This is a genomic window from Amazonocrinis nigriterrae CENA67 (genome assembly GCF_016056305.1).
Taxonomy (GTDB): Bacteria; Cyanobacteriota; Cyanobacteriia; order Cyanobacteriales; family Nostocaceae; genus Amazonocrinis; species Amazonocrinis nigriterrae.
The window spans coordinates 65800-80796 of the sequence record NZ_JAECZC010000003.1 but is presented as its reverse complement, the minus strand read 5'-3'; the positions used below and the strand labels follow the sequence as shown (position 1 = coordinate 80796).

Annotated in this window: 7 protein-coding genes; 2 read left to right on the top strand and 5 right to left on the bottom strand. The window is 43.0% G+C overall.

The window, feature by feature from the left end; all coding sequences use genetic code 11:
• Positions 1-98: 98 nt before the first annotated feature.
• Both nblS and purD read right to left on the bottom strand, forming a co-directional pair.
• Entirely contained in the window at positions 99-1985 is a 1887-nt protein-coding gene (nblS, locus tag I8748_RS03360; RefSeq protein WP_198123257.1) for a two-component system sensor histidine kinase NblS, read from the bottom strand.
• A gap of 306 nt (positions 1986-2291) precedes the next feature.
• Entirely contained in the window at positions 2292-3575 is a 1284-nt protein-coding gene (gene purD / locus I8748_RS03355) for a phosphoribosylamine--glycine ligase (RefSeq protein WP_198123256.1), read from the bottom strand.
• Positions 3576-4118: 543 nt separating this feature from the next.
• Here purD and I8748_RS03350 point away from each other — a divergent pair.
• Positions 4119-5069: an NAD-dependent epimerase/dehydratase family protein gene (locus tag I8748_RS03350; protein ID WP_198123255.1), complete on the top strand. Its 951-nt coding sequence runs from the start codon at positions 4119-4121 to the stop codon at positions 5067-5069.
• Between the two features lie 692 nt (positions 5070-5761).
• On the top strand, positions 5762-7609 hold the full coding sequence (locus I8748_RS03345) for a DUF3352 domain-containing protein (RefSeq protein WP_225896295.1): 1848 nt from the start codon (positions 5762-5764) through the stop codon (positions 7607-7609).
• A gap of 189 nt (positions 7610-7798) precedes the next feature.
• On the opposite strand, the gene I8748_RS03340 is transcribed toward I8748_RS03345, so the two are convergent.
• From I8748_RS03340 to mrdA (I8748_RS03330), 3 genes are all read right to left on the bottom strand, one after another.
• Positions 7799-10102, bottom strand: coding sequence for an alkaline phosphatase D family protein (locus tag I8748_RS03340; RefSeq protein WP_198123254.1), 2304 nt, complete (start codon positions 10100-10102; stop codon positions 7799-7801).
• 196 nt (positions 10103-10298) lie between these two features.
• Positions 10299-12113 (bottom strand): penicillin-binding protein 2, encoded by a 1815-nt coding sequence (gene mrdA / locus I8748_RS03335; protein WP_198123253.1) that lies wholly within the window; start codon positions 12111-12113, stop codon positions 10299-10301.
• A 787-nt stretch (positions 12114-12900) separates the two neighbouring features.
• Positions 12901-14754 carry a penicillin-binding protein 2 gene (mrdA, locus tag I8748_RS03330; protein ID WP_198123252.1) on the bottom strand — a complete coding sequence of 618 codons (1854 nt, stop codon included), beginning with the start codon at positions 14752-14754 and terminating at the stop codon, positions 12901-12903.
• Positions 14755-14997 lie beyond the last annotated feature (243 nt).

Sequence of the window (14997 nt, the reverse complement as noted above, 5' to 3'; positions counted from 1 at the left end):
CACTGACCGACGACCGATCGCAGTCATCAGTCAACACGATTTAGATATGCATTGGAATAGCTGACTCTTTTCTTTGCTACTCCAACTTCACGGCTTGATCAAATCGAAGCTAAGTCAAACCAAAAAGTTGTACCTACCCCGATTTCACTCACCAAATGTACTTTACTGCGATGCCTTTCCATGATATTTCTCACAATCGATAAACCTAAGCCAGTGCCTTCTAGGGTGTGAACTCGGTTTTCTACGCGGAAGAAGCGGTCAAAAATTGCTTGTTGGTCTTCTGGGGCGATGCCAATGCCAGTATCGGAAACTTCTACTCGCACTTGGGAAGATTGATTATGAGAGTTAGGCTTGGGATCTAATTGATAGGCACGAATAGCTACTTTGCCACCTGCCTTAGTAAATTTGAGAGCATTACCAACTAAATTAGCTAATACTTGCAGTAATAAGTCATAATTACCCATAACTAACGGCAAGTTGGGGGTAACTTCTTGAATTAGTTCAATGCCTTTATCTTTGGCATTGAGTTGGTAAGTACGCAGAGTTTGCTCGATCGCTTGGGCTAAATCCACTCCATCAAAGTTATAATTACGACCAGATTCGAGTTTTGACAAATCTAAAACATCGTTAACTAAGCGAGTCAAGCGATCGGTTTCATGATTGACAGTCTGCAAAAAATCTTGTCGTTGTTCTACGCTTAAATCTTCGCCGTAGTCGTGCAAAGTTTCAATAAATGATTTGATATTAAATAAAGGTGTTCGCAGTTCGTGAGAAACATTGCTGATAAATTGGCTTTTTGCTTCGTTCAGTTCTACTTCACGAGTTATATCTTGAACAGTTATGGCAATACCTTTAATACTTTCCCGTTGTAAATTAAGTACTGTAGTCAAAAGAATGCGGATTGTCCGTTTGATTGGTTGGTTTAAATGAATGCGAAACTCTGCACTTTCACATTCGCCAGCTGCCATTTCATACAAAGGACGAGTAATTTCCATTTCTACCGCTGATGGCAAGTGATGCAAGACATTACTGCCTACCACCTCATCGCCTTCCCAGCCAAAAATTCGCCGCGCTGTGGGGTTGACTAAAATCACCTGCATACTGTTATCAATCAGGACGGCACCATCAGCAATGGTCGAAACCAGTGTTTCTAGTTTGGCTTTTTCTGCTGTCAATTCTTCAATGTTTTGTTCTTCATAACTTTCGAGGCGTTCCGCCATTTCATTAAAGTTAAAAATTAACTCTCCTAGTTCGCCTCCTAAAGGTAAATCAATCCGCTGTTTGAAATTTCCGGCAGCAATTTGTTTAACCCCGACAAGCAGTTCTTTAATTGGTTTAGTAATAGTTAAAGCATTAATTACTCCTGCTAAAATTACCATTACCCAAATTGTGATGAAAACAGCAATTGTCACATCACGAGTAAAATTTGTGGAGATGACAGCAGTCTGGTTGGGGTTGATACCAATAGCTAATACACCTAAGTATTTTTTATTGACAATCAACGGAATAAATACATCGGTGACTGCTCCATCAGGAGACATGTGTTGCCGTACCATTGGCTTGTCTCCATCAGCAGGGAAACCTTCTGGCAGTTGTATGCGTCGCTTAATGGTTAGGGAGTTTTCTACCTCTGGTTCCCAAAAAGGAATGCCAAAAAAGATTTGCCCAGTTTCATCAGCATAGAGCATATAACGCACACTAGAGGTGCTGCTGTAGAAGCGTTGGGAAAATTGGGCAACCTCAGTAAGGTTGTGGTCAGCCACTAGAGGGGCGACGTTGGCAGCCAGTAGCAGTCCGAGGTCGCTACCAAAACGGGTGTCGTTCATCCGCGCATCCTGCTGAATTGTATTGACAGCCCAGAAGGTCAAACCACTCATCACTAGCGAAACCACTAAAGTGGCGACAGCTAAAAGCTTGGTCTGGAGTGTAAACTCCGACCACCAATTGGCGATCGCTTCTCGAATTGTTTTTAAAAGAGCCAGCATTTTAAATAAAGTTGTCAGTAGTCTTTAGTTATAAACTCCAACAACTTAAAAATTAACAGTTAATTCGGCAAACATGTTAGTGGAACTGCAAGAAATAAATATTATTCGGCTGGAAGTAGATGGTTAATGGCTGATGGAGAGCGGGGGAGCAGGGGAGCAGGGGAGCAGGGGAGCAGGGAAGCAGGGGAGAGCTTTTTAAATAATTTCTCCCTCATCCCCCTCATCCCCCTCATCTCCCTCATCCTCCTCATCTTCCTCATCCCCCAAAGAGGAACTAGTAAGTAAAAAAAAGACTGTTCACAGTCCTCAGCCATTAGTCAATACTCTATGACCAATATCTCTGCGGTAATAAATGCCTTCAAACTGAATTGCTTTGATTCCAGCGTAGGCTTGAGCGATCGCTTGCTCAAAATTCTCTCCACTTCCTGTCACATTTAATACTCTTCCTCCATCTGTGACTACTTGTTGTTGCTGGTTCAATTTTGTACCTGCATGGAATACAGTTGCACCTGCTGCTTCTGCCTGTTGAATCCCAGTAATTACCTTGTCTTTTTCGTATTCCCCTGGATAACCACCGGAAGCAGCAACCACAGTGGCGGATGCGCCTTGGTGCCAAGCAATGGGTGGCAATTTGCCTAAACGCTGCTGTACACAAGCTAGAATTAACTCTTCTAGAGGTGTAGCCAATAATGGTAAAACCACCTGCGTTTCCGGATCGCCAAAGCGACAGTTAAATTCCAAAACCTGAAAATCACCATCAGGTGCAATCATTAATCCAGCGTAAAGCACACCTCGATAATCGATACCTTTGGCTTTTAAGGATGCGATCGCTTTTTCTAAAACTTCTGTTTGAATGCGTGCCATCAACTCTGGTGTAGCAATAGGCGCTGGAGCGTATGCTCCCATACCCCCAGTATTTTCTCCTGTATCGCCTTCACCAATCCGTTTATGATCCTGAGCAGGTAGCAAAGGTCGAATTGTTAACCCATCCGTCAACGCTAAAACTGAAACCTCTTGCCCAACCAAATATTCTTCAATAACGACAAAATTACCAGCACTACCAAACTGCCCTTGGAAAATCGTATCAATTGCCATTTCTGCCTGATCGATTGTTTCGGCAACTATTACACCCTTACCAGCAGCTAAGCCATCAGCTTTTACAACTATTGGCGCTCCTTGTGCTTTCACGTAGGATTTTGCTGCCGTTGCTTCAGTAAATACTGCTGCTTTGGCTGTAGGAATTCCTGCTTCCTGCATGAGAGCTTTGGCCCAGGCTTTACTCGCTTCAATCTGCGCTCCTGCTCTAGTAGGCCCAAATACCATCAATCCTTGACTTTGGAGGTAGTCTGTTATTCCCTTGGCTAAGGGCACTTCTGGGCCAACTACCACAAGAGTTATGCCATGTTCTAAGGCATATTGACTCATACCCTCAAAATTATCTACTGCTAAGGGCAAATTCTGGCAACGCTCCATGCTTGCTGTACCTCCATTTCCTGGTACACAAACAACTTGCTCAATTTGCTTTGACTGCAACAATTTCCATGCCAGAGCGTGTTCGCGCCCTCCATTGCCTACAACTAAAACTTTCACTGATTTCCTCGTGCGTCCCTTGCGAAACGAGAATGCCCTAAGGCGACTCGCGGATCAATTCTTCACCAATTCTGATACTTATGCAAGCCCCTTGGTGAAGAAAAGAAAATGAGGGGATGGAAAGATCAGGGAGATAGGGGGATAGGGAGACAAGGAAGAATTTTCTCTGTTGTTTTCCCTGCTCCCCTGCTCGCCTGAATAGGCGCATAGCTACAATAGGATAATTGGGTATTAAATTCACCATATCATTGCATATTTAAGTTTGATTAATATCACCTACTGCTAGTTTGAATACGGAATTTACACTAAGGTTTTTTTAGTATTTTGCTTAGTTAATTAGTGTATTTATGGTTGCCAGATGTATTTAATATCAATATATTTACTGGAATCGCTCAATCTCATGAAAAATATTAAGTATTTATAATTAATTTTCACATATTCAAAGAATTCATTGAAAAATCCTGAGCAGATAATGACGTTTAATCGTTTTAAGTATTAACCTGTGAATATTGAGATTAATAATATATCCATTCAATAGCGGTCATGGCTAAAATTATCGTTACTGGAGCAGCAGGATTCATTGGTTCTCACCTTGTAGAAGCCTTACTACAACAAGGTGAAGAAGTAGTCGGCATTGATGAATTCAATGATTACTACGATCCTATGTTGAAGTACAAGAATATTGCACACTTACGCTCGTCGCCGAATTTTACCTTAATTGAAGGAAATATTCAGTTTTTGGATTGGCAGACACTACTCAAAAATGTTGATGTTGTTTACCATCAAGCGGCACAAGCAGGGGTAAGAGCAAGTTGGGGTAAAGGTTTCCGTTTTTACACAGAACGCAATATCAGCGCTACACAAGTTTTGCTGGAAGCCGCAAAAGATGCTCAAAACCTGAAAAGATTAGTATTTGCCTCAACTTCAAGTGTGTATGGTGATGCTGAAACTTTGCCCACTCACGAAGGAATTTGCCCGCAACCAGTTTCTCCTTACGGAATTACCAAATTAGCAGCTGAGCGTTTATGTGGTCTGTATCACAAAAACTTTGGTGTGCCTTGTGTGGCATTACGGTACTTTACAGTTTATGGGCCGAAACAGCGCCCTGATATGGCATTTCATAAGTTTTTTAAATCTATTTTGCAAGATGAGGCAATTCCCATTTACGGTGATGGACAACAAACGCGGGACTTTACATTTGTTAGCGATGCGATCGCTGCCAATTTAGCTGCTGCGACTGCACCCGAAGCAGTGGGGGAAATTATCAATATTGGCGGTGGTAGCAGGGTAGTTTTGTCAGAAGTCCTGGACACGATGGCAGAAATCATTGGCAAACCCATCAAAAAGAACTACATAGAAAAGGCTATGGGAGACGCACGACATACTGCTGCTGATGTATCTAAGGCGCAAAGAATTCTTGAATATAAACCGAAAATTTCCTTAACAGAAGGTTTAACCCAAGAATGGCAGTGGATTAAATCTTTGTATGGCTAATAATATATCTGCACAGTTTGAAGAGAATGTTGAGTCCAGTTCCTACCTGTAACCAAGTTTAGGTAGGGTTAGCAAAACCAGTACAAGTTGACCTCAAGGCCAGCTACAAAATTGGTGCTAGGTACTGGTATGGTTTGATTATGGGTAAGAAACATTTTTCCAGAGTGTTTGTAGGCAAAATTTCCAACGGCACACCAATAACGCAAGTAACTCTGAGAACTTTGCCTACTCACTACTCCCCACTCCCTATTTTCCAGCTAGAAGATAAGACGGTTTGAGCCTAGTTAATCTTTCTTCATATAGTTATGTTTATTAGTGCCTTTCCGTTTATACCCAAACTAATACCAATTCGTAATTCGTAATTCGTAATTCGTAATTAAGAAAGTTATATATGGTCTGGGTTTTGGGGTTTGGATGTGTTGCTGGATTTTAGAGAATTGGTATAACTTGTTGTTAAACATTAAAAATAATTGAAATCCTAGCCAACTGATACCATTTCTTTGTCAAGCTGCAATATATTCACCCACTAAGTAGCGCCGTTTTACGTCACTTCTCTCAGCGCTATTAACCCGCGCACGAGAGTAAATTGCCTTGCTAAAAACAAGGCAGGTTCATTTCTAAGAGTTCTGAAAATACTGACTTATTTGTAGCAAAAATATCACAATAGTAAGTAATCCAAAAGTCACAAAATAATGATGATATTACCAGTTACTACCTTGGCATTGCTGTCTACTTTAACAGTCGCTCCCGTTTCTGAGACAACGAAACCATCTTTAACTTCTACTCCTGCTGTCGCAAATATTCTACCAGCCGATACACCAATAGTAGGGTTGATTAATACAAAAGGAGAATCCTGGGCAAAGCTAAATCGGTTTCAATTGTTTAAAACAGCTTTTACAACAGCATCAGCGTTTTTACCGACAACCACTTTCTCGTTTGACTATGCAAAAGATATTGAGTCTTGGTTAGGAGATCAAGTGGTGTTTGCATTCATGCCAAAGGTTGGATCTACTACTGCCACCATAGATTCCAGCTTTCTGTTGGTGGCTCCGATAAAGGATGACACACGTTTGCAACCGTTTTTGGAAAAACTCAAAACCGACACTCCACAAGTCACGGTGCGGCAGTACAAGGGAATTACGATATTGGAGATGAAAGAGCCTGAAGTACCTCCGCTTCAAAACACGCTACCCTCATTGGAAATGAAGAAGCCTGAAGTAGCTCCACGTCGAAACACGCCACCCTCATTGGAACTTAGGAACCGTGAACTAGCTCCACGTACTAAGGCGCTACCCTCTGCGGTGCGAAAACTCAAACCGTCTTCTGAGGCGGAGTTGAAGCCCAATTCGTTAACGAGGAAACGTAGTTTTGCGATCGCCACTTTTCCAGGATATGTTGTTGCGGGCATCACTGCTCAACCCATTGAGCAGCTAATTGATGCTTCCCAAGCAAACAATACTTTGGCACAGAATCCTCAATTTCAGCAGACATTCCAGCAGTCTAAGTCTGACAACGTGCTGTTTACAATTTATGAAAACTTAGCTAACTTTGTTCCCTTAATCAACGACATCTATAAAGATCCAAGTTTGTCTATTCCCATCTTTGGTGATAACAAAATCGATCTCGAAGAATTAAAAGAATATGCCAGTGTAGATGGCTTTGTGAGCCTACAACCAGAAGGACTGCGCTTGCAAATCAACGCTCAGCGCCCAGTAATAAAATCTAAGCAAAATAAAGATAATACAAAAAAAGCCGAAACCATACTAGATCGGATGCCTGGTGCTACCTACTCAGCTTTTACTGGTCGTAATCTCAACTTACAGTGGCAACAGCTAGCTAAAGGATTCAGTAGTGAGCCTCAACTGAAAGACTATCTAGAAAAGTTTCGCGATTTTTTCCGTAGTAGTACAGGGCTAGATTTCGATAAGGACATTCTCGGTTGGATGGACGGGGACTACGGCTTTTTCTCTTTTCCCACAAAGGGAGGATTATTTAAATTCGTAAGCCCTGACTTTAATCTGGGCATAGGCTTGGCTGTGCAAACAACTAATCGAGCCGCAGCAGATACAACTCTCAATAAGTTAAATGAATTTATTCAATCCTTCCTGGCAGGGGGAGTGGTGGTTAACACCCACGATATTAAAGGTCAATCTGTGACTAGTTGGGACATTGGAGGTGATTCTTCCCAGAGCTTGCTTGCTTATAGTTGGGTAAATGATAACACTGTCGTTGTGACAACTGGATTTGGAGCGATCGCAGACTTAGTACCGCAGCCTTATATTTTGTTGCCAACGACTTACAATTTCAAGAATGCTACCAATTCTTTACCATATCCAAACCACGGATATTTTTATGTAAATATGGGGTCTTTCTTGTCATGGGTTTACGGTTTTATGCCGTCAGTATTTAATAACGAATACTTCCAACCTTATAAACAAGTATTGGGGTCAGTTTACAGTATTAGCGCCACCACTTCTACGACAACAGAGCGAGAACAATTCGATATTTTGCTTGTTTTAGCTCCTACCAGAAACAAATAAGCAAGAGGTAGGAGGTGGAAGGCAGGAGGCAGAAGGCAGCTATGCTGGAGGCAGGAGACAGCTATGCTGGAGTAAAGAATTATTTTCCTTGTTTTTCATCTCCCCTGCTCAATAGCTCCCCTGTGCCCCTAATCCCCACTCCCTCCGGTCGTGGGGGCCCCGAGTTCCCCTGGTCAATAGCTCCCCTGCTCACTTCCACAAAGACTCGTTATGCACAAGCTCACTCTGAAAGCGGCTATAAACAATTTGTGTAGGATACCAGGAAGAAAACCAGTACAAATCTTGAATTACTTTGTAAGAAGCGTTGGCTGTTAACTCAAACTGAACTAGGGCTAAATTATTAAATCCAACGACTTCTCGCCCATCTTGAAACCGGGGAGATTTCCAAAACATGAGACGCTGTAACCATCGCCATTTGTAATTTTTGGCTTTTTCTTGGGGAGTCAAAAGCCACGGTAAATTAGCTCCAAAATCAGGTAGATGAGTATTTTGTCGAGGAACCCACTCTAGCGCACAAACCCAGTCGGGTTTGATTCGCGGCTGTGGCTGGCGGCGAAATAGTCTGGCTTTTCGTTCTACCATATTTGGTGGATGAGACCAGCCAATCCAATGGCGTACTTTTTCGGGTAAAAGCCAGTCTTTCAGCCGTGTATGCAAGATGCGAGTAATAGTTTCTTCGTTCTTCAATGCACTAGCAGTTAACTGGATTAAGACAGATTTCGTTCGAGAATTTGGATCAGTAGTTGCATAAGACATGCGGACAGCAGAACTATAGTGAATATCTCCAGACAGAACCACAACTTGATGACGTTGCTCAAAGAGAATAGTTAAAAATTGCGCCAATGCTCCTAAATTAATGTTCCAAGCATCACCAACATCTGTAGAAAAAACTTGATCGCGTTCTAACTGCCAATGGTGAATCCAATCGATTACTTGCAATCCAAATAGATTGGTAGGTGCAATCAGCAATGTGGTTTGCATCCTAGATGCTTGTTGTAAAGGCAAGAAGACTTGACGCTCAAAGGCTTGTGGGCATAGGAGCATGGGAGGTGCGGTTGTTTTTTTGTCAACCGGGTAGCCTCGCCATGTGCGTGTATCTAAAACAATCACTTCATGGCAATGACTTTGTACCGTATAGTGCCAGGTGAGTGCTTCTGGGTGTCGCTTGAGGATAAATACAGAGCCATCTTTGACAAACTCAGGTAAACCAGTGTGTGGGTTAGTAGGTGGCATTCCCAGGTAACGAGCGATCGCATCATAAGCAGCTGTGTCCATACCTTGGGAAGCAGACCAGTCTTGAGCCGCGGCCAATAATTTTTCTCCAGATGTACCAGCTGCAAATTGATGGGGTGTATTACCCCATGCCTGAAAAACTGCATAAGCTAACAAAGCATTTTGTACGCTTCGTTGCCCCAATGGTCGCCCCAGCACCCGCAGACACCATGCTTGATTGAGGTTCCAGTCATCGCTCACATCATGATCATCAAAGATGTTATATACAGGAATATTTGCCAGTGCGCGTCGCACTTTCCAGAGGGTGTGAATAAATTGCTGCATTGTGCGAACTTGTCGATTCCATTGCCGACTCGGTTTACCAGTCCCCGCTATTTCCCGTCCCTTGGGGAAAGCGGCAGGCCAACACATCGGTGACCAAGTTAACAAGTAAGATGCGTAATACTCACCAAGGCTGAGGAGGTGACTGGCAACTTTGGCGTGTTTATTGTCTAATCCTGCGGTGAAACCAGCTTGGTGAGTCACTACCTCAGCCCGATATCCGGGAGGTAACTGCTTGGGTTTGTAATAGGCAACATCTGTGGCTTGCTTTTGAACCACTGGTAGTTGCTCTTCCCAACTCAGTAGTGCGTCACCAAGCATAGTGGATGCCCACAACAAAGGTTCAGCAACATCATCTCCATAAATTTGGTCGCCAGTCAGGAAAAGTTGATGGGGGCGCAGTCGCGGCTGATTTGCGGTTTCTTCGATCAGACAATCTAAGATGGGTAGTGCATCGAACCCATGTCCATGAGGTTTGCGACAGGAACCATGCACAATTCGTAAATCCTCCAGATGCAAAGGTGACAGGACAAATGTTGGTTTTTGATGTGCAAAATAGCTGATGTTAACACTAGCAAAGCGATTGGAGAGCAAGGCTTGTTGCAAAGTTTGCTGAGTCTGGGAAGTCTGCTGAGTGAATTGGAGGTCATAGGCGTAAATGCGATCGCTACTCAGACATTCCCTTTGTGTTAATCGAGCTGTTACTGCCACAACATGCAGCGATTTTCCCAAAGCAACGGTAGAGCGTCTTCCCTCTAGTAAAGAATTGCCTATAACAGTACCATCATTTGTGGTGTCATAGACCTTGAGTTCTACCTGACAAGGCAATTTCAGCGCTACCCAAACCGTAACCGATTCAGGTTCTACATGTTTTAGGATTGGCCCTGCCAAAATTAGCGGCATGTCCTGTAAAAACTCATCCCCAGATTGATAGTTCATTGCAAACTGCACAAACTGTTTCACAAATAGCAGTATTATCGCAAATCTATATGCCTGACTTTGTGAAATAAAAGTGTTATGCAGGAATTTTCAACTGGCTAGAACACAAACTGCTGTAGGATAGCACAGCATTGCTACCCTACTTATGTATTTATTTACAAATCCATAGGTTTTTTCAAACAACCTTGAAGGCTAATTATTGAGTTTTTGGTTTTTGATACTTGTCAGGATGCTGACGTTGGAAATAATCTTCCATGATTTTTAGAATCATTGGCGCGGCAACACTACCACCACCACCACCGGAATGTTCAGCAAATGCTACGATTACGATTTCAGGTTTATCGGCGGGAGCATAAGCACCAAACCAAGCGTGATTTTGTTTGACTCGACCCTTCCATGCTTCAGCGGTGCCACTCTTACCAGCGACGGTCGGAATTGTTGGCTGATTCAAAGCTTTACCTGTACCTTCAGCCACTACTTTTCGCAATCCTTCGCGGAGAATTTTTACGGTTGTTGGTTTCAGATTCAAGGATTCTCGCCAGCTTTTTGCTTGTTCATTGTCTTTAAGCAAATGTGGTTGAACTCGATAACCACCATTGGCTGGCACAGCAAACATGACCGCGGCTTGTAAAGGTGTGGCTTGTAAGGCACCTTGACCAATTGACATATTAATGGTGTCGCCAACAGTCCAAGGCATTTTCCAAACTTTCTGCTTCCATATTTCATCTGGCACTAAACCTTTTGCTTCTTCATTGACGAACTCAAAGCCGGTTTTCTTGCCAAATCCATACTTGTGAGTCCATTCAATTAAAGTTGGGCCACCGACTCCTCTACCAATTTGATAGAAGAAAGTATCACTACTCCATTGCAATGCCCCTACAAAACCCAATGACCCAAATCCCGCATGGTTCCACTCACCAAAACGGGTGCCGCCAATGTTTAGAGAACCATAGGTTTGTAGCACCGTGCTAGGAGAAAATTTACCCGATTCTAGTCCAGCAGTCGCAGTGACAATTTTAAAGGTACTGGCGGGTGGAAAAGCACTCAGGGCACGATTAACCAAGGGATGATCTGCACCTTGTACCATTTCCCAATCTTTTTGGGAGAGTTTTTGCTTAGAGAAGATATTGGGATCAAAGGTGGGGTGAGATACCATTGCTAAGACAGCACCGTTTTTGGGATCGATTGCAACGATCGCTCCATCGCGATCGCCTAAAGCATTAGCTGCTGATTTTTGCAAATCTAAATCTATAGTTAGGTGTAAATCTTTACCAGGTTTTGCCTGTTTTTCTCCCAAAACTCTCAGTGGTCGTCCAGCACCATCTACTTCTACCTGCTGACCTCCCCATTCGCCCCTTAGTATTTTCTCATATGCCTTTTCAGCCCCCATCTGACCAATCACATCTCCCAGTTGGTAGCCTTCGTCTTTCTTTTGGTTTAATTGTTCTGGGGTCAACTCGCGCGTATAACCTAACACATGAGCCAATTCTTTTCCATGAGGATAATAACGAACCGCATCAGTATGTATTTCGACATTTTGGAGTTCGTTTTCATACTCCTTTAAAGCTGTGATTTGTGCTTCGTTGAGGTCACGAGCAATGCGGATCAGTGAAGAAGAATTAGCACCAGCCTCTTCTAGTTTCTTTTCTATCTCTTCTTGGGGAATTCCGAGAATTTTCTCTAGACGGGGAGCCACAATCGACCAAGAACGCTTGGTATGTGCCATCGGCCATAAATATACAGAACGAGAATAGCGGGTACTGGCTAACAGTTTGCCCTTGTTGTCAAAAATATTACCCCGCTCTGGCTGTTTAGGAATGATCCGAATTCGGTTTGCTTCTGCTCTTTGTCTGAGTTTCGGCCCTTCAACAATTTGCAAGTATGCTAAACGAATAGCTATACCAGTGGTCATTGATAAGGTAAATATAATTAAAAATAGAGATTGAAAACTCCGTCCTACTGTGCGAGTTTCTTTTTTGACGCTAATTGGAGGTGGTTGCAATAAAGTCATAAGACAAAGAGAGTTCTTAAACCAGTGTTATCTGTATACAATGCCTCTATACTTACTCCAAGTCTTTAGCTAAAAAGCAATTAGGAGAAGTATCGATTATAAAGGATCAACTGTGAGCCTTTACACTTCTTATTTTATTGAGCAACGCCCCTCTGATATACAGCAACTTTTATCAATAGCAATAAGACTTATAAGTCAACTTAACGGCAAATGGGCGGTTAAAAACCGCGTCAACACAAACAAAACCCACCTTCGTGGGTTTCAAACCCTTAATTTTCCGCGCTTTCTGCGGAGGCAGACTTCGCATATGTAGCCGGGACTTCTATTCGCCAAGGCTTAAGTTGACATCAATAGGAGGTGAGTCCACTTGCCGTCTTGATGGAGAACCCCCAAGACTGCGCTGCCTCGTCTTTGCGCGAGGTAAATTCATATTTTCAAGACTTACACCAATTCGTAATTCGTAATTCGTAATTAAGAAAGTCTTATATGGCATGGCTTTGGGGGTTTGAATGTGTTGCCTCATTTTAGAGAATTGGTATTACACAGCTAGATTATTTGTTGAGGTTGGAAATAAGGCATAGCACATAGGGCGTTGGAGATTTTTTCCTGCCCCATGACGGCAGTTGCACTCAACGAGGAAACCTCACGCCAGTTTGCTCAAGTCGGGAAACCCTTTCGGCAATCGCTCATGGGGGGAACCCCCAAGACCGCGTTGCCTCACCACGCAACTGGCTTTGCAACGCACTGCCTCCTCCATGCCCCATGCCCCATGCCCAATTCCAATTTTTTAGTCTCCAGTGGTAGATGTTGAATTATGAACTTTGGTTTGTGAATCTTTTGAGTCAGATTGTGCGTACTTGCCTGGGTACTTATGAGAAAAATAAGCTTCTAGCACTTGTAAGACCATCGGCCCACAAACCGTTCCACCATGATCCCCAGAGTTTTCACCAAAGGCCACAACTGCGATTTCTGGTTGATTACTGGGGGCATAAGCACCAAACCAAGTATGATTCGGGCGACCAGCACCTGCTTCCGCAGTACCACTTTTTCCTGATGCTGCGGCAATTGATGGTACATTCAAATGCTTACCTGTACCTTCAGTCACTACCTTACGTAGCCCATCGCGGATAACGCTGATAGTTATTGGCTTCATATTTAACGATTCTCGCCAGCTTTTTGCTTGTTCATGGTCTTTGAGTAAATGTGGTTTCACTCGATAGCCACCATTAGCAGGAACAGAAAACATAATAGCTGATTGTAGGGGTGTCACTTGCAGAGCGCCTTGACCAATTGACATGTTGATGGTGTCACCTATTGTCCAAGGCATCTTCATCACTTTCTGTTTCCATGCTTCATCCGGAACCAAGCCTTTTGATTCTTCATCGGCAAACTCAATACCGGTTTTTTGACCAAATCCATATTTGCGACTCCATTCAATCAAAGTTGGGCCACCGACTTTTCTACCAACTTGATAAAAGAATGTATCACTACTCATAGCGATCGCTTTCGGAAATCCCAATGGCCCAAATCCAGCATGATTCCATTCACTAAAAGTTACCCCACCAATGGTAAGGGAACCGAAAGTTTCTAATACTGTATCAGGAGAAAATTCACCTGATTCCAACCCAGCGGTTGTAGTAATAATTTTGAAGGTGCTGGCGGGTGGAAAAGCACTCAAAGCACGATTAACTAAAGGATGTTGTTTACCTTGTACACTTTGCCAATCGTGTTCAGAAAGTTTTTGCTTAGAGAAAATATTGGGATCAAAGGTAGGATAAGAAACCATTGCTAAGATAGCACCGTTATTGGGGTCAATTGCCACGATCGCACCTTCGTGGTTTCCCAAAGCTTTTACCGCTGCCTTTTGTACATCTAAATCGATTGTCAAGTGTAAATCTTTACCAGACTTTGCCTCTTTTTCTCCCAAAACCCGCATGGGTCGTCCTTTGCCATCCACTTCTACCTGTTGACCACCCCATTCACCCCGCAGATTATTTTCATAAGCCTTTTCGATCCCCATCTGACCGATTACATCTCCCAGTCGATAGCCTTGCTCTTTCTTATCTTTTAACTGTGCTGGAGTCAGTTCTCGTGTATATCCCAGCACATGAGCTAATTCTTCACCTTGGGGATAGTAGCGAACAGCTTCTGTATTGATTTGCACCTCTGGCAGTTCATTTTCATACTCTTTCAAGGCTGTGATTTGTGCTTCGCTCAAGTCACGAGCAATACGGATGAGTGAAGAAGAGTTGGGGCCTGCTTCAATTAGTTTCTTTTCCATCTCTTCTTGCGAAATGTGAAGAATTTGCTCTAAACGTCTTGCCATCACTGACCAAGAAGGCTTAGTATGTGCCATTGGCCATAGGTATACAGAATGAGGATAGCGTGTACTAGCTAACAATTTGCCATTACGGTCAAAAATATTACCTCGTTCTGGTTGTTTAGCGATCGTTCGGACTCGGTTTGCCTCTGCTCGTTGCCGGAGTTTTGGCCCTTCAGCAATTTGTAAATATGCCAAACGAGCCTGAATACCAGCGCACATTAGTAGGGTAAATGCAATTAAAAATATTGACTGGAAACCACGCCCGACTGTTCGTATATCTTTTTTGCTACTCGGTAGAGAGGATGGAAATAAAGACATGGGATAAATCTCAAAATTAGTATGACTTGTATATGTTTCCCCTAAACTTCTACTGGCTATTCATCGTGTAACAATCCAGAAAGTATATTCCCAATCATGAGTTTTTGGTGGATACAATAAATCAGGGCGTTCACTGAAGGATGAAAAGTGAAAGGGTGTAAGGTTTTGCACCCATACTGTCAAGTTAAGATTTCACAGATCAAGCTGTGCCCCTTAACTGATACCGAAGGATAAGCATTTCAT

Coding starts and splice junctions, on each gene's coding strand:
- I8748_RS03350 (WP_198123255.1), top strand. CDS start 4,119: ATGGCTAAAATTATCGTTACTGGAGCAGCAGGATTCATTGGTTCTCAC.
- I8748_RS03340 (WP_198123254.1), bottom strand. CDS start 10,102: ATGAACTATCAATCTGGGGATGAGTTTTTACAGGACATGCCGCTAATT.
- mrdA (WP_198123252.1), bottom strand. CDS start 14,754: ATGTCTTTATTTCCATCCTCTCTACCGAGTAGCAAAAAAGATATACGA.
- mrdA (WP_198123253.1), bottom strand. CDS start 12,113: ATGACTTTATTGCAACCACCTCCAATTAGCGTCAAAAAAGAAACTCGC.
- nblS (WP_198123257.1), bottom strand. CDS start 1,985: ATGCTGGCTCTTTTAAAAACAATTCGAGAAGCGATCGCCAATTGGTGG.
- I8748_RS03345 (WP_225896295.1), top strand. CDS start 5,762: ATGATGATATTACCAGTTACTACCTTGGCATTGCTGTCTACTTTAACA.